Genomic DNA, 24,758 nt, shown 5'->3' on the forward strand with positions numbered 1-24,758 from the left:
CGGAATGTCCGGGGAAGACTGGGCGCAGCGGGCGCCCGTTTCGTTTAGGCCCGGTTCATGCGCAGCGTAGGTATCCTGAACGACTCGCCGGCGAGCGCGAAAGACATATTCCGCTTCGCAACGCCCGAATGCTTGGCCAAGACATCCTTAATGACAGATACGTCATCAGTGAAAGTCAATTTATCGAGAAATGGCCGCAATGCAGCTTCATCGGGACTCAATCGGCTGCAGATCCCGAACTTGAGGATCTCGGGGACGGTTTCGTCGAGTTTCAAGCCATAGCTTGTAACCTTGCCGCGCTCGTAGACTGCGGAGCGCAGCCAGTAGCCGCCCCTGTCGAAGAATATCATTGGAGTGAAATTTTCAGCGTCCTTGGCGTAGTAGTTCCTTTCCACGTCCTGGAAAATCTCGCGCAGCGTTCCGCCGCCCCCTCGGCCGTAGATGATCCCAGCCCGCGAATTGTTGACGAGCGCCTCCTCGCGAAGACTGTTCTGATAATATTTGGCGTAGTGCGTCGCGAACGGCATCGTGGGCTCTGCACCGTACAGCCAGGTCGGAATGGCAAGGCTGAGAGGCAGCGTCGACGGCGCGGCCGAACGCACGTCGAGTGCAGCCGCGAGCCAGTCGCGGGCGGCCATCACGTCCTTCCGCTTCGATTTCTTAAGGCTGCCGTCGTTCTCGAAGAGATCGTCCAGATCGCCATAATCCGGGGTCGCCGCCAGATTCGCCAGGGCCCTTTCGAGATCGTCCATTCCGTTTCTGCTGAAGGCCACTCCCACGTGCGCAGCCTCCATCACGCCGGGACCGCCTCCGGTCACGATGAGGTACCCGTCCTGCGCCACGCTCCAGGCGAGCTTGGCGATGTCGGCGAACGCCGGCGAATTGCGCTTGGCGGCGTGGCCGCCCATGAACCCCACGAGTGGCCGCCCAACGTCCTTCAGAAACCTCTTGAGGGCATCGGCGATCGTCGCGTCGTGCCGCGCCTGCGACAGTCGCGTTTCCAGAGCGGACGGCACGGGTCCACCATCGGACACGAACTGCCGGAACACCTCGAAGTCGCGGGTGAGCGTGAAGCCCAATTCGTCGAACGGATTGAATCCATCGAGGAGGTCGGAGGCCGCGTACAACCTCTGAAGCATCGTCGGCAGCATCCAAGTTCTCCCTTCGAGGTCTAGTGAAGCGCCGTGTCCAGCACTCTCGCGAGCCTTGCCGCGGCAAGGGCTGCGCGAGTGCGGGCGACGTTGCGCGCGTTCGTCTCATAGTCGCGCGTAAGTTGGACCGCGGCCGGTCCGGGCGCGACCGGCTGAGCGTATGCGAAGCTCTTTGCGGCCTCGAAACTCTCCTGCGCCCATCGATCGGGATCGAGCACCTTCTCCGCGTCGGGGTCGACCGCGACGGATCCGAGACCACCCCGATCGTCGGCGTCGAAAATGGCCCCGAAAACGGACGAATATCCGCCGAAGAGACGATCCCAATAGGCGTGCAGCGCGATCGTCTCGCCGGTGGCCGGAACGACCATCTCGGCGTTGCCGCCGCGGTCGCCGTGCGGAAGCTCGGCGGTATAGCGGGCAATCGCGTGAAGTGGTTGATGGAGATCCCCGACGAGGTGCAGCAACCAGACGAGGTCGTAGGACCGGAGTTGATCGGAGGCGCCGGAGGCCGCGGGCAGTGTAGCGATCATGATCTTCGCCATCTTCGCGGCATCGACCGGATCCGGTGCGGGCAGGCTCGTGCCGTCCGGCGAGAACAATATGTCCTTATAGTGCCAATAGCTGTGCTTGAGCTTGTCGTAAGCTACGTTCTGGCCCGCAGTCGCGTCGCTGACGTGATCCTCCCGGTAGTCGCTCTTCGTCTTGATGTCGTCGGCCCAGGTCGCCGCGTGGACGAAGGCATAGGTCCTTCGGGAATCGTCGTCCTGCGCACCACACGTCCAGACCTGATAGTCGGGATTGAGCCTAAGCAGGCCGTCGATCTTGTCCTTGATCGCGGGATCCAGCCGCTTGTAGGCCAGATAGGCGATCTGCATATGGCCTTCGTCCCACCACGCGGACGCCGGGCCGGGCACGAGCGCGACGAGGCAGGACAACGCCATCAAAGCGGCTTTCTTCATGCACGTTTCTCCGCGATCGTGCAGTGGATTAGATGTCGGCCCCTGATCGCGATCGTCACAGGTTCCGAGGCAGGAGATCGGACTCGGATTTCACAGGAACCGCCGGCCGCGCCTCGCCTACGACAGGCTGATCTTTGGTCTCGAAAGTATCGGCCGACCTGACCTGATCGCCGAAGTCGAGGCCCGTGCGGCGTTCGATCTCGGTGATGGCGACGCGCCATTGCGAGACGTCGACGAAGGCCGGCGGCTTCGGCGGGATTCCGCCTTTGCGCTGTTCGGACAGCAGTTGACGCTGATCGACGACGAGGCCCACGGATTTCACGCCGTTCTTGCCCTTCCAGGCGATCACTTTGAAGAACGACGACGGAATCTGGATATCGTCCGCCCAAAGATCGACCTTGTCGTCGAAGATCGGTCCCTGGAAGACGCAGATGCGGTTGGCGGTCTCTTCAGCGATGGCCCCGTTTTCGAGGACATATTGCTCGGCGCCCTGCCAGAATTTCGTGCTCTCGTTGAAGCGGAAGTGCTGCGGGGTGCAGTTCGTGAAATGATAGGTGTCCGCATTCGCCCGTTCAGCTGCCTCCTTGCTTCCCCAGTCCGGATCCATACGGCGGGTCAGATGGCCCCTGTCGAAGAGATTGGACCAGCCCGAATAGAAGGTCTGGTCAATGAAGAAGCTCGCGCTGATACGGGGATCGCCGTACCAGGTCTCTCCTTCGGCGCCGTCGGTGACCTCCCCCGTGGAGCGGTCGACGTTCAGGAAGCTCTTGCCATCGATGTTGGTCGCCGTGAACAGAGCCATCTTCTTGGCCTTGTTCATCTTGATGCTGAAGTGCTCGTATTTCAGCTCGCCGGCCTCGGCGTTCTGTTCGCCGGCCCGCAAGGGAGCCACCTGCTTGGCCAACTTGCCGATTGGCGTCGGCAGCGGAAACGTCACGCCGTGCACGAATCGCGGGTCGTAGCCGTCGCGATTCGAATAGTCCTGGTCGATCGATAGTTTTTCCGCCGCACGTGTGAGCGTCTTCTGGGGCGCGGGTGCGGGCGCGACGGGAGCGGCGGCCACGTAGCTTCCGCCTACCCGAACGCTCACTTCGATCGGAATCGTCACCTTGATCTCGTTTCCGCCGGCTTCACTGGCCATGACGCCCTCCTCCCCGATCACCAGACTCTCTTGTGCATCCGCGGAGGGATGCGGCGGCGAGAGTCGCTTGCCGCCCGTTTGAACGAGAGCCGTCTTCGACAGTTCGAGCGCGGCCCGCAACAGGTCGCGATGATCCCCGTCGAGAGTCGCGAGCCTGTCCGAAAGATGCCGGTAGATGGCGCTGATCCGCACGCCTTCGTTGACGTTGGTAGGAATGGCATTGCCGCTTTCGTCCTTACGTTCGAGGAACGGCTCCCCGAAGTGATGAAGCGCCACGAGCTCCCACGCATCGTTGAAGACTGCCGCTCCCGACGAACCGTGGTCGGTATCGGTCTCGTACAGAAGCGTGCGCTCCGTCCGATACTGCAGGATATTGTTCCGGATCGCGATCATCTTCGGCAGGCCGTTCGGGTGCTGCACGATATTCATGTTCATGCCGATCACGTGCTTGTCGGGCCGATCGGACAGGACGCACAATCCAAAATCCCGCGGGTCGCTATCGCCGGCAACCTTCTGCCCGAGAGCCACGATCGCGTAGTCCAATTCCTCCTGCTGTGAGAACAGGGCGAAACGGTCGGGCGCCAAACGGAAGACGGTGGTGGGCCGCATCGAGCCGTCCTCGCCCATTTCCCGATCGAACGTGATCTGGGCCGAAAGCGCAGCGGCTTCGTCCTGGATCACGTGCTGGTTGGTCATGAAGAGCGTGGGGCTGATCAGAAAGCCGGAGCCGGCCGTCCACTTGCCTCCAGCCGTCGCTTCAACGAACGCGATCGCCCGCCGTGCCGTCGCGCCACCCGGCAGGAACCACGACGCCTGCATGTCGTCAGGACCCTGCACGGCCTCGGCGCCGCGCGGCATGGTCTGTCGCGCAGTCCGCAAGCTGAACATCGCCATGCGCGTCCGGTCCGGCTCGGCCTGACGCCACTGCTTGGCTTCCACGAGCTTGCGCACGCGATCGCGATCCTCGCGCGTCTGCTCGACCACGTTTCGAAACCGCGTCTGATCGATTTCCATGATTAGCCCGCCCTGATCGAAAGCGCGTCGAGCCGACCTCTGAATGCCGCCGCGCTGCTCATGTCCAAACGTCCCGCCGTCATAGCAACGTCACAAAATGCCGCCATAGGCGCTCCACTGGACATCGCGCTGAAAGTTGTCGCGTATTCGCCCAAATGTTCGCGCTTCGTGAAAGCGCCGGGCTCTCCAAGTGCCGCGACATGTCTTGCCCCGCAATAGATTCCGATCAAAAAATGCATGCAATCTTTGATTGCTGATCCTACATATATCGCGCGCGCGGTCAAGTTCGCCTGACAACAACGAAGAAACGAACGCGGCCGGTTGACGAGCGAGCTAGGGGCGCTTGTGATCGCTCCTTGTTAGAGAGACGTCCCATCCGTTTCGGAACGCCAAACCGTCGTAATTCTTTCATGACATTTCTGGGTGCGACCGTGGCCGAAATCGAACTGTCTATCGCAAGCTTGAGGGAAGAACTGCTGTCCGCGATCGAGAACGCCGAGACCAGCGAGCTGAAACTCGGACCCGAGAAGCGAAGTTGGGCTGCCGTAGGTCGCCCTTAATCGGAACTCGGTAAGACCATCACGGGGCAAGTCTCAAGGTGGGCGGAAACAGGATCGGGTCTTGACGGAAGAATCAAAAGGAACGTTGAAGGACTTTCGCCAAGGCGAAGATCAGTCCTTGTGGCATGTCCAACAAGCGCCACGATCAACGCCCCCCGAGGAGCTTGTGGCACGCCCCTGATAGACGGAGGACAGAGAGGTGGTCGGACTCTTACCGTTTTCCAAATGGGGATACGTAGGTCTCCGCCCAATTTCATCACGGCCTCGCTCGCACCATCTACGAGCCGCCCAATTTTTGCTCGTTCAAGCTGGCACAATTGCTCAAAGATTTGCGAGGAGAAGAGCAGGTGAGCGACAACACAGATCTCGAAAGCAGGGTCGTCGAAGCGATACGATACTATCGCGAGGCACTCGCAAGGTTGGAAACTCTCGAACGAGAGGAAGCTTGCACGCATCGAGCGCTGACGAGCACGCTGGTGGATTTAAGTCGTGCCATGCGAGATGAAGCGTCGCCGCATCTCAAGGACAGCCTACTCCAGATTAGCTCGGCTGCGATTTCGCAGGTGGACAAAACGTCGGCCGCCATGGTCGAGGCGACTGCAAAATTGGAGTCAGCTCGCCTAACGTTGGCTGCATTGGAAGGTCAATTGGGATATATTCCAAGAGTCCCGTCGGGGTCGTATCACGAGTAGACCGGTTGCTATCGGACCCCGCAGCTCGTTACATCAGGAGGCGAATGCGCGGAGTTCGCCGTGGACGGCCCTGCGCACGGTTGTCTCCGCCCGGCTCAGAGCGACAACATGGAAAACGGAGACCACGATTCGCCCGCACTGGCTTTCGGAGCTGGCTTGGCTCGCATCCACATCAAAAACGCGTCAACATCAAAAACTTGAATCGCTCGGGCGGAGTAGACGTCTCAGGGCGCGCAGGTTTGACGATTATCCAGGTGCGCTATCCATGAATGATCAATCAACTGGTCCAAGTAGAGAGTGCCAGCAACTCTATCGAATAGAACGACCTTGTCCCGAAAATTCTGTACCTATCATTGCCAGCATGCCACACAGCGGCACCTTCGTTCCGCCATCAATTGCCGATGCGTTCACCCCACTTCATTTAAATTGGCTGAGAAACACCGACTGGCATCTCCCGCAGGTCTACGATTTTCTGCCTGAACTGGGCGTGACGACGATCGCGGCGACACACAGTCGGTATGTCACAGACCTAAACCGAAATCCCGAAGGATTATTATTTGGCTCCTTCAACGAGGCGGTGATTTCCGACTCGATGTTTGATGGAACGCCCATTTATCGAAAGCCTCCGGACGAACAGAGTCTTCGACAACGACTGGTGAAGTATCATTCACCTTACCATGAAGAGCTGTCCAATCTTATTGACCGCATGCTGAGAGTGTGCGGGCGGGTTCTGCTCCTTGACTTGCACGCATTCTTTGGACCGATCGCGGACGATGTCTGCATCGGTGACCTGCGTAGCACGTCGTGCCGGCAAGAGACGACCACTTTGGCAAGCAAGGCTTTCAAGCGACAAGGCTTCCGGACGGTCTGCAACGAGCCTTTCTCGGGCGGCTACTTGATCCGGAGACACCACAACTCGTCAACCGAGGCGCTACAGATCGAACTGCGCTACACAACGTATCTGGATTGCACTCACATCGACAAACCGATCCGACCGCAACTCGATCCGATGCGGCTTGCGAAGCTAAAGCCACGGCTTCGTGAAGTATTCGGAGAAATTGTTGACCTTTGGCGCAACACATAATTGCGCGTCCTGAGAGACCGTGTTGGGAGATAATTGGGCACATCACGTTTGAGTTGAGGAATGCCCAGCGTGAGGATGGTCTAGCACGATCGAAGCAGCCCGATCATTTCGAAGGGACGGCATCTCCTTCGACAGCCGCGCGTTCCAGCCAAAACCCCGCCGCTTGAAACCAGACATTATCAGCATCGTCAGGCTTCGGATCACCGATGTGCAGCGCGCGAATCGGGACTTTGCCGGGCGGCAGGCCTTCGAGCGCGGCATGCAGATGTTTTCCCGCCTCGTCATCGCGCCCCCCGATGCAAGGATAGACGGAGACGGCGCCGATCGAAGATGCCTCGAACCGGTTTCGACGCCGGATCACGCGAAGCAGAAAGCCCCGATTCGTCGGTCAGCGGCATCAAAAGCCGGCCGCCTTCGATCAGGCGATCGAGCCAGCAGCGAGATGGGTGGGTGGATCCGGCGAATACGATGACGACGTCAAGTTCACCAACATCCACCGTCCGGCCGTCGCCTGAGATGACATCGACCTGCGGCCAGTTCACGAGATTCGCTTGGGCCTGCGAGGCCAGCATCGGATCGGTTTTAACTGCCGTCACGCGCCCCGCGGATCCGACAATCTCAGCCAGCACCGCTGAATAGTATCCGGCCCCGGCACCGACCTGGAGCACGCGATCGCCGCGCGCGATGTCGAGATGCTCAAAGTTGCGGGCCCAGAAGCTGGGCATCCCGTTGTTGAGGTTGCGGCTCACATCGATTGTCACGAGGACGTCATGATAGAGCCAGCGCGGGTCGGTATCGGGGTCAGGAATGCGTCGCTATACGGGTCCGAGATGATGCGCCACGGTCCGGGGCTGACGAATTTCTCGCGTGGAACAGAAGCAAATGCCTCGATCAGCTGCGGGTTACGCAGGACCGGAACCTTGTATCGCAGGTCTTCGGCATACCAGCGGCGCGCCGCTGCCAACGTGTCGTCCATGAAGGCTCTCCTGTTGCGATACAGACGATGCGCCTGGAGTCCGCCCACGCGGACATGTCAAAATATTCTTCCATCCGCTGTCCGCATTGGGCCCGGTGAAGCGCATATTGTTGTGACCATGGAACGATTGACGATAACTCCCAGGCCTGATGTCGCGGTTGCCCCAGCCGCCGACGTCGCGTCCGCCATCGATGCCCTGTCGGATCTCGAACTCGTGCGGCTAAAGGCTCTGGCACGGTTTTGGAGCCGCGACCTGCCGGGAGGATTGGGCTGGAGCGACCTGCTTCACGAGGCAATCGCACGCGTCCTCGATGGCTGCCGCCCCTGGCCGCCCGGCGTACCCATCCTGGCGTTCCTGGCGGGCGTCATGCGCAGCATCTGCAACGACCATTGGCGGCGTGCGCGGCTTGAGCGAAGGCTGCTTGTGAGCCGCGATGATCCGGACCAGCGAAGCTGGCCGGGTGAGGCGGTCGACGAGGTGCCCGATCCGGAGCGGGTCCTGGCCGCCGCACAGGCGCTGGCCAATGTCTATCGGTTGTTCGAAGCCGATCCGCTGGCGCTGAAGATCATCGCGGGCATGGCCGACGGCATGGCGGCCAGAGAGATCTGCAGGATCTACGATATATCCGAACTCAACTACGACACAACGCGACGGCGGATGCGACGCGCTCTGCTGCGCGATCAACAGAACTGGAGCAAGTGATGACACGCTGGGACCCAAGTCTCGATCTGGCCTGCCTGCTCGAAGCACTGAGCGAGGAAATCCTCGCCGCGACCGATGAGGAGGTGCGGGAGACATCCGGCCTGCAGGGATGGACAATCGCCAACACGGCCCTCGAGGTCAGAAGCCTGATCAGGACCGCGCGCGCGAATGTAGAGGGCAATCTTGAGCAAGACTTTGATCAGAACTTGAGTGACGAGCTGGGCAAATCTGGAGCAGGGTCGCGCCCGGTGCGGCGGCCCCGGTTCTGGTCGCACAACCAGCGGCATTGAGCCCGAGCACGGATGACGCCAGGCGACGGCGCGTCTACGTGGCTCGTCCCGCTTCATGTTGATCGGGATTGGCCTGCTGCGCGTGCATCCAATCGGCGATTTGCTGAGCCTTGCTGAGGCCGTGAAAATGGTGAGCTCGTCCAAGCACCTTCGCGATGGGGCGGCCATCGCACGATCGGGCCAAATGAAATAATATCGGCGCTTCTCAGTGGACGTCGAGCTTATCCAAAGGAAGCTGAAGCTCCGCCGCCCGCTCCTCGCGATCTTTCCTGCGGAATTCGCTTTCCTTTCGTTCGAATTTGACCATTTCATTCATGGCAACTTCCAGTAGCCGGCCGCGCCTGTCTGCCTTCGGCTGCGTGCTTTCCGTCATAACCCAATTCCTCACTATCGCCTCCGCAATCCTGGACAATGTCGCAGCCCGCAAAAACCTCCGGTTCCGATAGATTACGGAATTATGACGGCACGAAAGCTTTCTCGCAAGCTGCCGTTTATGAATGTACCCCCCGTTCATCATTCTCGACATTTGACCAATCTTCTTTCGCGAATCGAGATTCGTAAGTCCGGTCTCGGCCGCGCGGCGCGAGAATGCTGCTCCGATGCATGTTCCTGTTCCGGCTCTTTTTTGAGGATGCCGCCTTTGGACTGATTGCTCTCGATGAAGCGGGCCGCCATACTGACCCTGGGCTACCGAAAGTATTTCGAGACCAATCTGGGCTGACGGCAGCATGAGGCCGATCACGTGTACTGTGGCTACCCGATTCGCTGGTGACGCCGGACTTCAAGAAGTTGAGACCATTTTGGCCCGCAGCATGATGACCGAATGAAGAAGGTCGGTCGGGGCGACGCTGGTGATTCCACAAAGTCGATAAGCAAAGCGATTCTTTGGAGTGCTGCTTTTCATGATGCGCGATGGCAAACTATCCTTCAGGGCCGCTCGCCACGAGGACGCGGAGACGGTTTTCAGTATCACGAAGGCGTCAATCGCCGGACTTGGGGGAGCATCCTATTCTCGGGACCAAATCGAGAATTGGATGGGCGAGCGGACGTCCGCATTCTACGAAGAACTCATCGCCAAGGGACGAATGACGGTGTGTGAGCACGAAGGTGTTGTGGTTGGATTTGTCGACGCCGAGCCGGGCGAAGTAACTAGGCTGTTCATATTGCCGGAGGCCGCAGGTGTCGGACTCGGTCGTCGGCTGCTCAAGATCGGGATAGCGCAAGCACGGATGGGCCATAGTGGGCCAATCAGGCTCGAGGCGACGATCAACGCCGAAGGCTTCTACCAAAAATGCGGCTTTCGAAGCGTGGGCCGAGGCCGTTTCTCTCATGGACTCGGCGGCGAGCCTATTGAGATCGTGCGGATGGAATTCTTGTGAACTTCGACGTTCCAGCGTCCGTGCGGGCGTTGTCGGTATCGTCAAGTACCCGGCTCGGGCGCTCGGCGTTTCCTTTGGGTTTTCCGAATCTACCCCTCTTCCGGAAACCGGAAGTGGTACCAAAACGAAATTATGACTTGAGTGGTGGCACGGAGGCACCTGTCATCGATAGCTCTGGCAGAACCTTGATGCGTGGGGGGCCAGTCTCTCGGTGAGACTCTCGTAAAGGAAGGTCTCGCGCGATGATGGGACGGACCAAGCATCCATGGTGCGGTGAGGTATCGAGAGATTGAATCGTTTGGCCCTGATCGATTCATAGAAAGCATTGGACCTTGCTTTTGCAGGAAGCGAGAATCCGCGCATGCCGAACTTCAAGCCCGCGCCGCTTCATCTTCGCCGCATCGACGCCACGCGCAACATGCGGCGGTTCTACTTGCTTTCGATCCAGCCGACCTTATTCGGCGGGGTCTCGCTGATCCGCAACTGGGGCCGGATCGGCACCAATGGCCAGACGATGGTGCAGACCTTTGACGGCAGCGATGAAGCGGGCGACGCATTCGGACGATTGGAGCGCGCCAAACGCAAACGTGGATACGCGGCTGTGGAGGAGAAGGTCTGATAGTTCGTCAGTTTTCCGGGGATTGTGGCTCTGCCTGTGATATCGGCCCTACCCGTCCGGCGCTCTTCATGTCAGACGGAGGAAAATCACAGCAAGATGGAGCCTGTTCCATGACCACCGCGAATGAAATCGCCGACAAGATCGCCACCGAGAACAGCCTGACAAAGACACAGGCGAAGGCCATCGTCGACGGCGTGTTCAAGGCGATCGCCGATGCAGCAGCGAGCGGGGCCGAGACAAGTATCGCCGGTTTCGGAAAATTCAAGGTCAAGGATACGCCTGCCCGCGAGGGTCGTAATCCGTCGACCGGCGCACCGATCGCGATCGCGGCTGCCAAGAAGCTGACCTTCACGCCAGCCAAAGCCATCAAGGACGTCCTCAACGGATGAGCGGAGCCGTTGCACCGTCGTGGTGTAAGTCGCTAGACGAGGGGGCTCACGCCCCCTCCTCCTCGGCCGCGAGTGCTTCGTCGCGCCGGCGGATGAGCTCGGCCAGTTCGGCTTCGAGCGCCTTGCGCTCCGCGGGCGTGAACAAGCAATCCCGCAGCTCGGCGCGCAATTCCTCGATGGTGTCGATGATCATGAAGGCGTCTCCGATTGAAAGGAAGAAGGCCCCGCCTCGCGGCGGAGCCCTCTGGCGGAAGCCTCAGTCCCGGTTCGGCCGGGACCAGATCAGCTGCAGGCCTTCCTCGCCCTCAACCTCGATCAGAGTGGCGTAGATCGGAGCGGGGAAGCTCGGGTCATCCAGCTTGACCGAGAGGTAGTCGCGGCCCTCGTTGGAGACCTTCTGCCAGGCAGCGCCGAGTTCGACATTCGCTCCTGCGAAGATGCGGAAGTGCGGTCCCTTCTCGGAGGGGTTCTCGACGCGGACCAGCTTGGCCTTGACGTTGAGGTTGAGAGTCTTGATCGTCCCCGTAAAGCCGCCGTTGCCGTTCGAGGTAAAGGTGCCGATGGTAGCCATTGTCTCATTCCCTTTGTTTTCTCGGGCCGCGCCTATCGCGACCTCGATGGCGGTCGTGAGACCGGAGGCGATCGACCTGCACCCGAAGGGCCGAAACAAAGTGAAGGGCGGCCGGAAGCGACTTTCTTGAACCGCGAGGAATGGCGCGCAGCGACAGGGGAAGAAAGTCGAGGACGGACGTTGCGGGGACAAGATCGAGAGCACGCGTAGCGGGATCGGCCTTCGGTCAGACCAGCCTCTATCGAGGACGCAGATGGGTGTGCCCGTCACGAAAACACGGGGAATGAAGACAGGCGCCGCGGGCCATTCGGATCTCGAGGCAAACGAGTGCGGGGTAACGAGACGCGGTCGTCCTCAACGTGGCCACTTTAGCGCCGCGCATCCTCTGTGAGAGGGGATCGCCGCTTTCAGCAATCTCGGCGTATCCGTCGAGTCGCTGACGCAAGATCGCCAACGAACTGCCGACGTGCTTGTCGTGCGGATGCAACCTCGCCGCACAAGATCCATGCCGCCGATCAACTTCGGAAGGCACCATCGCCAGCGATCTGCCATAACGCAATCACGAGCGGCATCCGCAAGAGGGCTCCGCCGCGAGGCGGCGCCGCTTTTCTGTTCGAACGTGGCGTGCCACCTACAAGACGCAAGCGCAACAAGCGCTACTAGCGAGGTGGAATGCACGATGGCGCGAAGGAAAATCGTGCGCACCGCGATTGGGAAGGGCACAACGCTCCCCCCTCGGATGCACGGAGCATGAAACATCAGGCGGCCTCCTGCTCGTTCTCGGCCTTCGGCTGAAGGCTGTGCAGATACGCAACCGCGCGCTGCGCATGGGCCGCAGCCGAGAAGATTGCGCGCCGGTCATTGGAAAGCACTTTGATCCAGCTCGCCACATACGCCGCGTGGTCGGGCCTCGGCTCGAGCTCAGGGACGATGCCGAGATCTGCGCAGACCAGGGCGGATCCTATTTCTGCTAAAAGTTCTTCGCGGGCTCGCTCACTACGATCCTTCGCGTAGCGGCTGAGATCGCGGCCAACACGGCTCGCCGTCCAATGAATATGTTCATGGGCGCTCACCGCCACATATGACGCGGCATCACGGAAACTTTCGAAGATGGGCATTTGGATGCTATCGCTCGATGGTGAATAGAATGCCCGCGAACCGCCATGCCGGATTACGGAGCCGGTGTTGGCGAAGAAACGATCGGCGTGCTCGATCCGCGCGACGGGATCGAGGATCGGCGTCGGTCGGTGATGAAAGTGTTCGGGCAAACCTGTGATCTGCTCGACGTTGAACACGCTGTACGTCTTGAGAAACGGGATGTCCCGCTCGACCTCGCCGCCGTGTTCATCCGTCTCGGTCTTGGTAAACCGGCTGGCATAGATGACGGTTGATCCCGTCTCGCCCTTGCGGACATGGGCTCCGAGCTCGATCGACTGCCTGAACGTCATCCAGATCGGCGAGGTAAAGCCGCGGGCCAACCCTTCCGACCACAACAGCAGCACATTCATGCCAGTGTACGGTTCGCCATTGTGGCGCAGCGGCCGGGTGATCCGGCCGGTGGCGTTGCCGGCGTTCCAGGGCTGCACCCAAGGGCGCACACCCTTCTCCAGATCGGCGACGATGCGTTCTGTGATCCGCGCATAGATGTCGGCGCGTCCGCCTTCGTTCTTCCTATTCATTTTCTTGAACCTCCGTCTTGGAGCCGCGCCCATCGCGGCCCGTCACGGCGGTCCGTTGCCGGGGAATTCAGGAGGACGGCGCACCCTGGCCGCAACGAAGTGGAGGGCGGCGAAGCCGCTGCGCCGGCCTCCGGCCCTGGCAGGACCGACAGCCGGGACGGCCGCGGGGGCGCGGCCTGCTCCCCTTCGCCCGCCCTTCCCCTTGCTCTTTTCGAGCATCGCGATCTGGACGTTCGGCGAACGCGCGCGCTGCATGGCGACGGCCGCGACATGACAAAAGGCCGGACCCATGCGGGTCCGGCCCGGAGATGCAGCGATGGAAAGAGGGCGAGGCCGAAGCCTCGCCCGGTGCGGCTCAGCCGAGAGCTTCCATCTGGAGCGCGGCCGCCTTGCGATCGACGGCGTTGCCGGGATTCTCGATCGGACGCTCGAAAGGCTTCCAGTGCTCGCCGACGACCTGCTCGTAGGCTGCGATCGCGCCTTCGGCAGCCATGCGCAGTGCGTGTGACTGAAGCGCCATGTCGGCGGCGAATTCGCGCTTGCGCTGCGCGGCGCCGTCGAAGCCGACCGGACCATCGAGGTCCTCGTCGCGAGCGTCGTTGGCGGCCTTCGCCGTAGCGTCGCGGGCTTCCGTCACCGCGCGGCTGTAGAACTGGCCCGCGCCGTGGGCGGAGCCGACATAGGCGCCGACGATCCGCTGCAGATGGATCTGCATCGCGCGCTCGCCGAGGCCTTCGCTGAGGCTCGTGGCCGTCTCGACGATCAGGCGCTCATGGAGATCGCGGATGCCGTCACTATCGAGGACGGGAAGGCCGAAGCTTTCGGAGATGCGGGTGGCCTGGGTAGCGTCGGGGCAGGCGAGGCGGACCATTTCGAGGGTGGTGCCCTTGCGGAGCTGGACGACCTTGGCGGACTGGCGGGGAGCGCGAGCGGTCTTGGTCATGAAAACATCCTTTCCTTCGGTTTCTCCCTGAAGGCTTGGGCCGGCTCCTGCCGGTCCTCCCTTCGGGTGCGATCGAAAAAAACCGGCGGAAAGACGGGCGCTTCAGGGTCCGGGGCTGCCGGATCGAGCGGAGCGGGTTTGCGGACAAGCAGGGCTTTCAGCCCTCGCGCGGGACGCGGACCCGCTTTGCCGAGATCGGCGGACCCGGCCGCAACGCGGCGCGACAGCGGCCTTGAAGCGCCCGGCCGCCGGTTTACGAGCGCGACAAACCCGAGGGGAGATCCGGTGGACCGGAACGATGAACGAGAAAACCGCGCGGCAAGGATCGCCATGACCTGTCACGAACCCACGCGTCGCTCCAGATATCGCGATCGGCAGCGATAGATATCGGACAAGTCGAATCCACCGAGGCTGTCGGCGTTCCGCCAAGTTAAGATGAAGTTCGCGACGCCGCACCATTGGCCGGCATCGATCATGGCAATGCGAAGCCGCTCGAATGCCGCGCGCGTTGTCATCCATGGTGCCGATCCCCATGGCTGCGCGATCGCACAGCAAGGCCGGCCCGATTGCACGGGCCGCGCGCGTCAGGCCAATCGAAGGCAAGTCCGTTGCGAACACAGTACGCCGCGATAGCCGCATCCTGCCGCGCGAGCTTGCGGGCCAGTGCGTCGATCTCCGACTGGCGTTCCGCCGTGATTGCAGCGAGAAGCGAGCGATACCGCTCGAGGAAGGCACTCGGGTCCGGCGCCCTGCCCCGCCGATAACCGGCGCGTTTCGGCTTTAATTGCGGGATCAGCGCTGTCATCCGCCGCGTGATCTGGCGGTCGATCAAGTCGAGCTGGCGCTGAATCTGCCGCCGAGCCTCCTGCATGCGGCGAAGGCGCGCCAGACAATCCTGGGATGCGCTCATGTGACCCTCCCGGTCTGCCAGCCGACGAAGTCCGATGGCCCGCCATAGACCTGGTGCCGGTCCGGGTCGATCACGAAGCCAAAGCGTCCAACCTCATATTCGGAGGATGGAACGAGGAAGCGCCGCTCCTCCGTTCCAGCTCCGCGCCTGCCGCCTGGCGTTGCAACGCACTCCACGAAGCCTTCGCAGCGACTTGAGGTGATCGCCGAGATGACGATCCAATCATTGGCATGTGTCAGCGCGAAACTGCGACGATCCTTCTCGTGGGACTCGCCCAGTGCGAGCACAGTGCCGAAGATCGTCTCCCAGGCGTCCGGCCATGAATTCTTGATCGTGCGTTCGGCGCAGCGGCGCTCGAACGCGGTGAAGAGATGCGGAAAGGTGATCGCGACGATCGCCCATTCCGCATCTTCCTTATATGATGATTGGTCAAGCCATCGGCTCTCCATTGTTTTGCTCCATTAGTTTGGCCTCCAGTATCCAGGTGAACCCAGGTCTTTCCTCGACCGGTAAACAGCCGGGACAACCTTATATCCGGTCGCTGCGCCAAGCAGCGGCACCACATTCCCGCATTCGATGGGCTGGGCTCAGGAAGGCGCTACCATCCTCATACTCGGCTGTTTAAGCCAAAGAAGACTTCCGGTTCGCCCGCCTGGATCTGCTGAAGCTGATCAGGCTTCAGTAGATGACGATGTGGAGCAGTTTCTACGCATTCTTCAGCTTCGCCCCGTCAATCACGACGCCAACCGTCACATATTTCCACAAAGCAACGAGTAGTTTGCGGGCGAGTGCGACAACGATTTTCTTGCGCTGGGCAGAACCACTCGATGCTGCTCGCTGCCGGAACCAGCGGGTTAGCGCAGAATCAGGCTGATGGCGCAGCCAGAGCCAGGCCAGCTGTATCATCGTGGTGCGTAACCGCGGGTTGCCAGCTTTCGACACTCCTTGATCACGATCAACGGATCCGCTCTGCCACGGTGTTGGTGCTAATCCCGCGTAAGCCGCGATTTGTCGGCGATTGTCAAAGTGCCTGTAAAAGCCTTCCGTCCAGAGCAGAGATGCGAACTCAGGTCCGATACAACGCACGTTCTCGAGCATGGAAATGGCGCTATTTGCCTCTTTCCGTTCGGACGCCAGAAGCTTATCGCGCTCCGCCTCGATCACTTTGATCTGCTCGATCACCAATTCAAGACGGTCAAGTTCTCGCGATATCTGGGCTTTCAAGAAAGGTGCGAGCGGCCGACCATCGCCAGTGCGAAGCCCTTCGAGGCGAGATCGTCGATCGCGATTCAGTGGTCGGTAGCCCGAAATACCTTGTGCGAACAGAAGTCCCTCAATCCGGTTGACGTGCGTCAGTCGCTCGACAACCAGGGCTTTCCTTTCCCGGACGAGCCGACGCCGGTCTTCCTCGTCATGGGATGGAATCCGAACCATCGCACATGTTCGTGGCTCACCCCGTTTGAACGACATAAGTGCGCGGACGAGTGTTTCTCCGTCGATACGATCGGTTTTAGCTCGGCGTGCTTTTCTGGGCACCGCTATCGATGTCGCATCCACCACATGGCTCTCAACACCTTCGTCGGCCAAGACGCGATGGACCCAGAACCCATCAAGGCCTGCCTCCTGGATAACGATCACGGGGAGCCAAGAATCGGTCTTACGGTGCGCCCTGGCGCGGAGCTCGTTGAGCAAGCTGAGCAGCCGTCCGATCTGGCCGGCTGGGAGACCCTTCCGCGCCATCTTGGTATCGATGGCCGGCACGAATGAAGTCACCAGCCAAGTTGACTGGCTCAACTCCACCGAGACGTAAATTGCCTTGGCTACATCCATCCGGGTTTCCGCTGCTTGCTGAGACATCACTTTCATCTGTACTCGCTCCCCATGATTACGACTTGCCCAGCCTTTCGCCGGCCGGCGCCGACGTCAATCATGGGACTCGTACCAGCCGCCCTTCGATCGCAGTGTGGGATGGACCTTGCGGTTTCGCTCGGCCGAGAGCTTGAAGCCGCCATGTCCAGCGGTCGAGTGCCGCTCGATGCCTTCCGCATAGAGGGTCGCGCCCTGCGAGGCGCCCCAGGGCGTATGGGCACGCGAATCCACCTCGACCCGGCCGAGCATTTTGCGCTCGCGTTGATGCTCGGCGTTTTCGAATACGGCGGCGCGGAATGCCGCCTCGTCGGCGAGCTCGCCGGAATGGCCGTAGAAATCGTTGCGCTTCCATTCGTCCATTGGTCGAGGAATGCGCCAGGCTGTGACGAGATAATGCCGGCCGTCGCGGCCGGGCGCCATCGCGAACGCCGTCTCGCCGACAAGTGCGACGAGAAGGCCGTCAGCGCCGCGGCCGAAAGCGACTGTGGGAAATTCAGGCACGGTTTGGTGCTGGCGGGCGGGAGATGACGCATTCAGCCTGCCGTCCAGTCCCTCGGTGACATGCGCGGACATCGTGTCCTCCGTGTTTGCGGGTGTGGAAACAGTACCGCCGCCGGCCTGGCCGGCGGCGGCAGATCGTTCGGAGCAAGAAGGCGGCGGGCTATTATTCAGCCGCCTCCCTGAACGCCTCGGTATCATCCTCGGCCGGGTCATCGGCGATATCAGCGGTTTCCTCGTCGCCCTCGTCGGCATCGTCCGAGACGGTCGTGCTGGACGATAGCCATGCGGAAAGCTTCGCCGTATCAGGTGCGAAGAGCGCGGCCGGGTGGACAAGGCGTCCCTCCTTGAAGTGCTCGACAAGCGCGGCGCGGGTGTCCTTAGCGCGCTGGCGCGGAAGGACCGGCGTGTCCTTGCACGACGCCTCGAGCGCGGGGCGCGACAGGCAGGAGAGAAAGTCCTCAGTACCCATGTTAGGCAGGAACTCGTCCGCGCCTATCATCTCGCCGGCAATACGCGCGACAATGCCGCTGTTGGTTGCATTCTCGCGGCACGAGAACACGTCGATCAGCATGGCGCGAGTTGCAACGCGCAGCGCGTCCCTGTCGAAGGCAAGCTTGCCGTCGCCGTCGAACAGCACCGCCGTGTGCCTCGCCAGGGGGCTATGGCCGTTGTGGAAACCGCCGCCTCCCGTCGTGACGGAGACGTTCTGGCCGGCGAAGGCGAGGATCAGCAGCGCCATCAGCGTGTCGTCCTCGATCGGTGCGCGGTCGAGCGCTTCGCGCAGCGCGTCCGTCCGGTAGTCGCCGATCATCTCGACGCCCTTGCGCGTCACATCGGGACGGGGCTTCGAGACTACGCCGGTGTCGTCCGGACCGCTGTCCGAACCCGAGACAGCTTCGCCTTTCGGCTTTTTCGCCGCAGGCAAGCGGTAATGCACCGTCTGCACGCGGCCCTCGCGGTCGAGGTACATGGCGCTGCAATCGGACTTCGTCGGCTTGCCGTGGACCCGTTCGGCCTTCGGCGGCAGCTTCACCTCTCCCCAGTTCGTAGTCTCAGCGATGACGCCCTTCTTCGGCAGGTTGTTCGCCATCCACTCATGCTGCGCGCCAAGAAACGCCTCGACATTCGTGGTGCAGCGGCTGTCTTCGTCGGCCGGAGCGAACAGGTCCTCCACCCACTGGATTCCGTAAGCCTGCGCGAGATCGTCGCCGAAGCTGGCGTGACGGGCGTACATGCGCGTCTTCTGGAGGCCCTGGGCGACACTCCACCAGGCTACCTGCGGGTCTGCCTTCGACGGCTTGTGCTTCTTCTAGACCTCCTTCTGGTCGTCGAGCGAGGCGGCGGCGATGGTGCGTAGCTGCTGCTCGTTCGGCATGTCGCCCTTGACCATGTGGTCAAGCATGGCGGGCAGCACATTGGCGAGCAGGCGCAGCTTCCTGATCTGGCGCACGGGAAGCGCAAGCGCCACCCCGATGGCCTCCTCGGTCCAGCCGAGCGCGACCAGACGCTCGATCGCACGCCACTGGTCGACCGGGTTGAGCGATTCATGCGCCAGCGTTTCGACGAGGGAGCGCATCGCGCCGCCATCCTCGGCGCGCTCGACAACAAGAACGGCGATCTTTTCGAGGCCGGCGGCAATGGCCTGTTTGACGCGCCGATGACCGGCATCGATGACATAGCCGTTGCCGCCGTTAGTCTCTAGTGAAACCACGGGCGGCTGGACGATGCCAACTGCCTTGATTGTCGCGAGCAGGAGCGCATCGGATTGGGGATTGGACCTGGAGCGCCGCGCCTTGTCGGGATTCTCTTTCAGCGCACGCGGATCGACGAATTGCAGTTCCATTGTAGATGCTCCGTTTTGGAATTGGGCGCGCCGCTTCGGCTGCCCTTCATCGTCTTCTTTCCGAAGACATCCCCCCGGCCCGCGGAGCGGACGGGCCGGTGCAACTGCGGCCGAGCATCCCTGCCCGGCAGGACCAGCGGGGCCAAAGCCCTGCGCAGGACGACGGGCCGGGATCGCGCAGGCGGCGGTTGAGCGTCAGCGCCGGCGGCCCGCCCGATCTGCGAGCGGGTTTTTGCTCTTTTCCTCTTCTCATTACCCTGGCCGCCTCTGCAGCGAGCGCAAGCCGATAGAGGCGTGCCGAGGACGTCTAAGCGGCGATCGCCCTCGCCACGCCCGTCCCTTCGATGTCGGAGGCGAGCGCCTTCTCGACCTCGACGAGTTGCCGGCGCTTCTCGGCGAGCTCGCCGGCGAAGGCGAAGTCGCCGCCCTCGCGCGACTGATAGGCAGCAACGCGCCGACGTGCGTCGGCGAGACGCTGACGAAAGCGCTCCCGCTCCCCCTCGAAATCATCAAGCGCGTGCTCGAGGCGCGAGACTGCGCCAAGCGGCGTCACCGTGACCGGCAGTTCGATCTCATATTCACCGGCGCTGCGCACCAGCATGGTGGCGTAGCGATAGCTCTCGCGTCCGAAACGCTCGCCCGCATATTCGAGGTCGAAGCCGCCGATCGAGGCGATGACGGTCTCGCCTTCCTGCTGAATCTGCACGAGAGTCAGAATTTCCTTCATCAGCGCGCGGCCGGCCTCCTTGCGTTCCGTATAGGCCCTGCCATTCACGCTCATCGCAAAGGCCTCGCCCGTCGTCGGCACAAGCCGCTCGATGTCCTGTCCGATCTCTGCGATGCGCCGGGTCGAGAACTCAATCTCGCGCTCGGCGTCGCGGATTTGGCGGCGCACGGCATGCTGATCATCGACATGGGCGGCGCGCGAGCGCTCCAGCCGTGCGATATCGGCCTCTAAGCCCGCCTTCTGCATCAGGCGCGGATCACCCGATGCGATCGCCTTGGCCATGCCGAACTGGTTGGCCTGCCCCTCGCCCAGGTCCTCGAGCCGCCGGATCGAGGTGTCGCCCGAGAGCGCGGCCGCGATGAAGCGGGCCTTGCGCTCGTTGTTCTGCCACATCGTGGCATCGAGCGAGCCTTCGGTCGCATAGGCGAAGATATCGACTTCGTCGTGCTGGTTGCCCTGGCGCACGATGCGGCCCTCGCGCTGCTCGATCTGAGACGGCAACCAGGGCACGTCGAGATGATGCAGCGCCTTGAGGCGCAACTGGGCATTGACCCCGGTGCCCATCGTGTCGGAGGAACCGATCAGGAACCGCACCTTGCCGGCGCGCACGTCGCTGAACAGGCGCTGCTTGGCCTCGGACTTCTTGTAGTCCTGCATGAAGGCGATTTCCGATGCGGGCACGCCCATGCGGATGAACTCGTCCCGAATCCAGCGATAGGCCGAGAAGCCTCTGGTTTTCTCCACGCTGATCGTGCCGAGATCGGAAAAGATCATCTGCGCGGCGCCGGCAAGCTCGAACGGCTTGCCGTCCGCCCGCACATAGGTGTTTTCCGCGGTCTCCTTCCAGATGCGGTAGGCGTTGGCGATGAGATCGTTGAGCTTGTTGTCCTGCTCGTTGTCATTGTCGGCATCGACGAGACGTAGGTCGATCGCCGCGTGACGACCGTCAGTGATGACCGAGAGCAGGATGTCGTCGCCGGGTTCGGGCGGGCGATCGCGCATCTCGATCGCCTTGATGCGCTCGCCGAGCAGCACCTGGTAGCGCTTGAAGGCCGCGGTCGGCTTGGAAGTCAGAACCTGGCGCCTGCCGGTCGAAATCACCGGCACCTTCACATGTTGACGCAGATCCTCCGGCATCACCACGTCGGCGAAGGAGCGGAACATGGCGATCAGCTCCGGCACATTGACGAAGGTGGCGAAGCGCGTGACCGGCTTGTATTTGCCCGGAGGGCTGGAGCTCGAGCTCGGTCGAGACGTCGCCGAAGGTTGACGCCCAGGCATCGAACTCGTGCAGGCCGCGTTGCGCGAGCGCCTCGTGACCGAGATAGCGTTGCACAGAGAACATCTCGCCGAGCGTGTTGGTGATCGGCGTGCCGGAGGCGAGCACGAGTGCCCGGCCGGGGTTCTTGGTTTCGATGAAGCGCGACTTCACATAGAGGTCCCAGGCGCGCTGCGAGCCGTTCGGATCGACACCCTTCAAGGTGCTCATATTGGTCGCGAAATTGAGCTTGCGAAACTCCTGCGCCTCGTCGACGATGATCTGGTCGACGCCGATCTCGGAGATCGTCAGAAGATCGTCCTTGCGGGTCGACAGCGATTCCAGCCGCTCCTTCAGGCCCTCCTTCAACCGTTCGAGCCGCTTGCGCGAGACACGGTCGTCGCTTTCGACCTTGGTCAGCAAGGTTTCGTAAAGCTCCAGCTCGTCCTGGATCATCTGCTGCTCAAACGCCGAGGGTACGGCGATGAAGCGGAACGCCGAATGCGTGTATGATCGCGTCCCATGTCGCCGTCGCCGCACGTGACAGGAAACGCTGCCGCTTGTCCTTGGTAAAATTAGTCTCATCGGCGACGAGAATGCGCGCCGCCGGATACAGCGCGAGGAACTCGCGCGCCGCCTGCGCCAGGCAATGGCCGGGCACGACCAGCATGGCCTTGGCAATCAGGCCGAGCCGCCGCTGCTCCATGATCGCGGCCGCCATGGTCATGGTCTTGCCGGCCCCGACCGCGTGCGCGAGATAAGTCGAGCCCGCCGAGACGATCCGCCAGATGCCACGCTTCTGATGTCCATAAAGAACAAAGGCGCCAGAGGCGCCCGGGAGCTTCAGATGGGAACCGTCGACGGCTCGTGGCGCGATGTTGTTGAAACGGTCGTTATAGACCCGTGCCAGCCGGTCGGTGCGATCGGGATCGGACCAGATCCAGCGTTGGAAGGCGTCCTTGATCTTTTGCAGCTTCGTCTTCGCTGCTTCGGTGTCCACGACGTTGAGCACGCGCCGCTCGCTCATCTCCTCCTTGATGGTGTCGAAAGTCTGCGGAACGCGGCTGTTCAGAGCATCCGAAAGAAGCTCGCCAGCATGCCGGCGATCCGTCCCCCATTCCGACGTACCGGCGGCCAGCCATCCGAGCTGACGCGCCTCCACGGTCCAGGAGGCCAGTTCCGGCATGTGGCGGATCTTGATCTCGGCGTCCATCGTCTCCTTGACAAAGGCGACGATATCAGCCGCCGGAATCCAGGGTGCGCCGAGCCGTGCGGTGATATCGGAGGGGCGCAAATCGGCAGGCTGCACACCCTGCAGCGCCGTCACGTTGCGCTCATAGGACGGATCGAGTGCGGCCACCGCCTCAGCCGCCTTCAGCTTGTCGCGGACATGGCCCGACAGATAGGCATCGGCGGTCTGCCACGATCCGTCGGCCGGATCGCGAAAGATGGCGCTGCCGAGTTCGGCGACGACGTCCTGGGCGTCGCGATGCAGGAGCTCCGCGATGTGGTCGATATCGACACGCCCGCGCTCATTGAGCACAACGGCCAGCGCGTCGGCTGCGCTGGTGATCACCGGCGGCGAAGGCGGCGAGATCACGCGCTCGGTGAAGATTGGGCCGGGCTTTGCGGTATTGGTCTCGAGGTCATAGTCCTCGATCGAGGCAACCAGCCAGCAATCGGGATCGTCGAGGAACGGCTGGATGTTGGGGCGGCGGTGCGTCTCGCGGACTTCGCTGGTTTCCTCGTCCTCCGACAGCGAGACCGTGGTGAAGTTGATCGGACCGAAGTCGCGGACGAAGGCGCCCCAAGCGATGCGCAGCCTGACCTGGGCCTCCTTCCAGGGCCGGTCGAGCTCCTGCATGTTCAGCACTTCGCGTACCGCATCGCGGATCGGGATCAGCTTCCTGATAATCCGGACATGCTTCTCCGGGATGCCGTCGGCACTACGGCCCTTGCGGGCCTTTACCGCGACGGACTGGCCGTCGAGAACCTGCATCAGGCCGTGGGCCTTGTCGAAGAAGAAGCTGCCCTCACGCACATGCCGATCGGATGGCAGGTCGACGGGAGCCGGAGCAGCTGCGTCCTCCAGATCGGGATCGATCATGTCGGGTTCGCCGTCGTAGATCGCTTCCGGAAGGAGAGCGATGACGGCTGAGAGCGCGACCTCGAGGTCCTCGCCATCGCGGGGACGGCATGTGTAGGTTTCGCCGAAGGGACCGGAGACGAGGTCGTGCGTGCCGAGCACTGACTGCGGATGGTCCGCGAACCAGCGGTTCACGCGGATGGCGCCTTCATCCTCCGTCGCACGCCGGACTTCTTTGACGTCGAGCCAGGACCGATCGCCTTCGGGATCTCCGATCTTGCGCTTCCGGAAAAACAGGATGTCGACGACGACATCGGTGCCGGCGCTGGCGCGGAAACTGCCCTCGGGCAGCCGGATGGCGGCGACGAGGTCAGCGGTCTTGGCGATATGCCCGCGCGCCGAGCCGTCCGCCTTGTCCATCGTGCCCGAACTGGTCACGAAGGCCGCCAGCGCGCCCGGCTTCAGCAAGTCGATCGCCCGCGCGATGAAATAATCATGCAGGCGCAGGCCGAGCGAGCGGTAGGCGCGATCCGAGCGCACGGTGCGATCGGAAAAGGGCGGATTGCCGATGGCGAGATCGAAGTTTGCGGGCAGCGCCGTGCACGCGAAATCGCCGGCGATGATCCGGGCCCTCGGCTGCAACAGACGCACGATGCGCGCCGTGACAGGATCGAGCTCGATCCCGGTGACATAAGAGAGGTCACAAAACCCTTCCGGCATCAGCGCAGGAAACAGCCCCGTGCCGATGCCGGGCTCGAGCACGCGGCCGCCGCGCCAGCCCAGACGCTGCAGGCCTGTCCAAATGGCTCGGACGATGAACTCGGGCGTGAAATGCGCGTACTGGGTGCAGCGCGCGAGCGAGGCATGGTCGAGATCGCCGACCGCATCCTCAAGATCTGATCCGATCGCCTCCCATCCCTTGCGAAACTCGGCCTCGCCCGGGCGACGGAATACGTAGTTGGCGAGCTCGGACGCACCGAATCCGGTGAAGCGGATGAGCTGCTCCTGCTCCGTGAGGGTCGCCGGCCGCTCATCGGCCTCGATGGCGGCGGCAAGCCCGATCGCGGCGATATTGTCGCGCGCGCGATCCTTCCAGCCCTTCGCCAGGGTGCGGTCGCCGGCGAGATGGAAGTTCGCGCCGCGCGCACGGCGAGCGGATGAAACCGCGGCCGCCGCGACTGGCGTCGTGGGCGGCGGCGTCGATGGATCGGGATCATCGTCATGGTCCGGCCGGGCGGTGAGGCCGCCGGCGAAAGCGGTGACCCCGAGGTCAAGGCCGGACGACAGTGCTGTATTGCCGAAGAGGTCGAGGGTGAAGGGATCGTCTTGCGCCATGAGAATTTCTCCTTGAGGGCGCGTGCCGCCGTCCCGCCGAGCTGCCTCGGCGGGTGCGGATGGTCACGGTGGATTGGGG

At 62.1% G+C, this 24,758-nt stretch carries 19 protein-coding genes and 4 pseudogenes; 7 read left to right on the forward strand and 16 right to left on the reverse strand.

Annotated elements, in window-relative coordinates; all coding sequences use genetic code 11:
• Nucleotides 1-44: 44 nt before the first annotated feature.
• The 3 genes from J4G43_RS54810 to J4G43_RS54820 are packed head-to-tail and all read right to left on the reverse strand — an operon-like array spanning nt 45 to nt 4,265.
• Entirely contained in the window at nt 45-1,151 is a 1,107-nt protein-coding gene (locus J4G43_RS54810) for an SLOG cluster 4 domain-containing protein (protein ID WP_049807846.1), read from the reverse strand.
• 20 nt (nt 1,152-1,171) lie between these two features.
• A complete protein-coding gene (locus tag J4G43_RS54815; RefSeq protein ID WP_038944358.1) occupies nt 1,172-2,110 on the reverse strand; it encodes a S1/P1 nuclease in 939 nt (312 codons plus the stop codon).
• 55 nt (nt 2,111-2,165) lie between these two features.
• A complete protein-coding gene (locus J4G43_RS54820) occupies nt 2,166-4,265 on the reverse strand; it encodes a DNA/RNA non-specific endonuclease (RefSeq protein ID WP_038380964.1) in 2,100 nt (699 codons plus the stop codon).
• 907 nt (nt 4,266-5,172) lie between these two features.
• Between J4G43_RS54820 and J4G43_RS54825 the strand changes: the two genes are divergently transcribed.
• Together J4G43_RS54825 and J4G43_RS54830 are read left to right on the forward strand one after the other, a co-directional pair.
• Entirely contained in the window at nt 5,173-5,517 is a 345-nt protein-coding gene (locus tag J4G43_RS54825) for a hypothetical protein (RefSeq protein WP_038380973.1), read from the forward strand.
• A gap of 265 nt (nt 5,518-5,782) precedes the next feature.
• A complete protein-coding gene (locus tag J4G43_RS54830) occupies nt 5,783-6,601 on the forward strand; it encodes an N-formylglutamate amidohydrolase (protein ID WP_063709315.1) in 819 nt (272 codons plus the stop codon).
• Nucleotides 6,602-6,882: 281 nt separating this feature from the next.
• On the opposite strand, the gene J4G43_RS54835 is transcribed toward J4G43_RS54830, so the two are convergent.
• Both J4G43_RS54835 and J4G43_RS54840 read right to left on the reverse strand, forming a co-directional pair.
• Entirely contained in the window at nt 6,883-7,362 is a 480-nt protein-coding gene (locus tag J4G43_RS54835; protein WP_225006068.1) for a protein-L-isoaspartate O-methyltransferase family protein, read from the reverse strand.
• The gene (locus J4G43_RS54840; protein WP_225006070.1) at nt 7,359-7,577 is read right to left on the reverse strand and encodes a class I SAM-dependent methyltransferase; all 219 of its coding nucleotides are present in this window, start codon (nt 7,575-7,577) and stop codon (nt 7,359-7,361) included. Before J4G43_RS54840 ends, J4G43_RS54835 begins: the two co-directional genes overlap by 4 nt.
• On the opposite strand from J4G43_RS54840, the gene J4G43_RS54845 reads away from it, so the two are divergent.
• Nucleotides 7,576-8,280, forward strand: coding sequence for an RNA polymerase sigma factor (locus J4G43_RS54845; RefSeq protein WP_225006072.1), 705 nt, complete (start codon nt 7,576-7,578; stop codon nt 8,278-8,280). The two genes, J4G43_RS54840 and J4G43_RS54845, sit on opposite strands and share 2 nt — an antisense overlap.
• On the forward strand, nt 8,280-8,570 hold the full coding sequence (locus J4G43_RS54850) for a hypothetical protein (RefSeq protein WP_028152399.1): 291 nt from the start codon (nt 8,280-8,282) through the stop codon (nt 8,568-8,570). Before J4G43_RS54845 ends, J4G43_RS54850 begins: the two co-directional genes overlap by 1 nt.
• A 205-nt stretch (nt 8,571-8,775) precedes the next feature.
• On the opposite strand, the gene J4G43_RS54855 is transcribed toward J4G43_RS54850, so the two are convergent.
• Nucleotides 8,776-8,943: a hypothetical protein gene (locus tag J4G43_RS54855; protein WP_085965845.1), complete on the reverse strand. Its 168-nt coding sequence runs from the start codon at nt 8,941-8,943 to the stop codon at nt 8,776-8,778.
• A gap of 529 nt (nt 8,944-9,472) precedes the next feature.
• Between J4G43_RS54855 and J4G43_RS54860 the strand changes: the two genes are divergently transcribed.
• From J4G43_RS54860 to J4G43_RS54870, 3 genes are all read left to right on the forward strand, one after another.
• Nucleotides 9,473-9,949, forward strand: a complete 477-nt coding sequence (locus tag J4G43_RS54860) for a GNAT family N-acetyltransferase (protein WP_028152398.1) — start codon at nt 9,473-9,475, stop codon at nt 9,947-9,949.
• 361 nt (nt 9,950-10,310) lie between these two features.
• Nucleotides 10,311-10,568: a WGR domain-containing protein gene (locus J4G43_RS54865; RefSeq protein WP_038380975.1), complete on the forward strand. Its 258-nt coding sequence runs from the start codon at nt 10,311-10,313 to the stop codon at nt 10,566-10,568.
• Between the two features lie 110 nt (nt 10,569-10,678).
• Nucleotides 10,679-10,957 (forward strand): HU family DNA-binding protein, encoded by a 279-nt coding sequence (locus tag J4G43_RS54870; RefSeq protein ID WP_028152396.1) that lies wholly within the window; start codon nt 10,679-10,681, stop codon nt 10,955-10,957.
• Nucleotides 10,958-11,003: 46 nt separating this feature from the next.
• On the opposite strand, the gene J4G43_RS54875 is transcribed toward J4G43_RS54870, so the two are convergent.
• The 10 genes and pseudogenes from J4G43_RS54875 to J4G43_RS54920 all read right to left on the reverse strand — a co-directional run bounded on the left by J4G43_RS54875 (nt 11,004) and on the right by J4G43_RS54920 (nt 24,679).
• Complete coding sequence (locus J4G43_RS54875; protein ID WP_193375841.1) at nt 11,004-11,150, reverse strand: hypothetical protein; 147 nt, start codon at nt 11,148-11,150, stop codon at nt 11,004-11,006.
• Between the two features lie 63 nt (nt 11,151-11,213).
• Nucleotides 11,214-11,528 (reverse strand): DUF736 domain-containing protein, encoded by a 315-nt coding sequence (locus tag J4G43_RS54880; protein ID WP_028152395.1) that lies wholly within the window; start codon nt 11,526-11,528, stop codon nt 11,214-11,216.
• 758 nt (nt 11,529-12,286) lie between these two features.
• Complete coding sequence (locus J4G43_RS54885) at nt 12,287-13,207, reverse strand: ArdC family protein (RefSeq protein ID WP_028152394.1); 921 nt, start codon at nt 13,205-13,207, stop codon at nt 12,287-12,289.
• A gap of 355 nt (nt 13,208-13,562) precedes the next feature.
• Complete coding sequence (locus J4G43_RS54890) at nt 13,563-14,150, reverse strand: hypothetical protein (RefSeq protein WP_028152392.1); 588 nt, start codon at nt 14,148-14,150, stop codon at nt 13,563-13,565.
• Nucleotides 14,151-14,661: 511 nt separating this feature from the next.
• Nucleotides 14,662-15,060, reverse strand: a complete 399-nt coding sequence (locus J4G43_RS54895; RefSeq protein ID WP_225006075.1) for a hypothetical protein — start codon at nt 15,058-15,060, stop codon at nt 14,662-14,664.
• Nucleotides 15,057-15,479 (reverse strand): annotated as a pseudogene (locus J4G43_RS54900) (DUF7007 domain-containing protein); the annotation flags it as partial. The gene J4G43_RS54895 and the pseudogene J4G43_RS54900, both read right to left, overlap by 4 nt.
• Nucleotides 15,480-15,765: 286 nt before the next feature.
• Nucleotides 15,766-16,926, reverse strand: coding sequence for an IS110 family RNA-guided transposase (locus J4G43_RS54905; protein ID WP_408581467.1), 1,161 nt, complete (start codon nt 16,924-16,926; stop codon nt 15,766-15,768).
• Nucleotides 16,927-16,995: 69 nt separating this feature from the next.
• Nucleotides 16,996-17,466 (reverse strand): annotated as a pseudogene (locus J4G43_RS54910) (DUF7007 domain-containing protein); the annotation flags it as partial.
• Nucleotides 17,467-17,593: 127 nt separating this feature from the next.
• Nucleotides 17,594-19,273: pseudogene (locus J4G43_RS54915) on the reverse strand (ParB N-terminal domain-containing protein).
• Between the two features lie 307 nt (nt 19,274-19,580).
• Nucleotides 19,581-24,679, reverse strand: a pseudogene (locus J4G43_RS54920) (helicase-related protein).
• Nucleotides 24,680-24,758: the final 79 nt, after the last annotated feature.

Origin of the sequence: Bradyrhizobium barranii subsp. barranii (genome assembly GCF_017565645.3) — a bacterium.
GTDB lineage: Bacteria > Pseudomonadota > Alphaproteobacteria > Rhizobiales > Xanthobacteraceae > Bradyrhizobium > Bradyrhizobium barranii.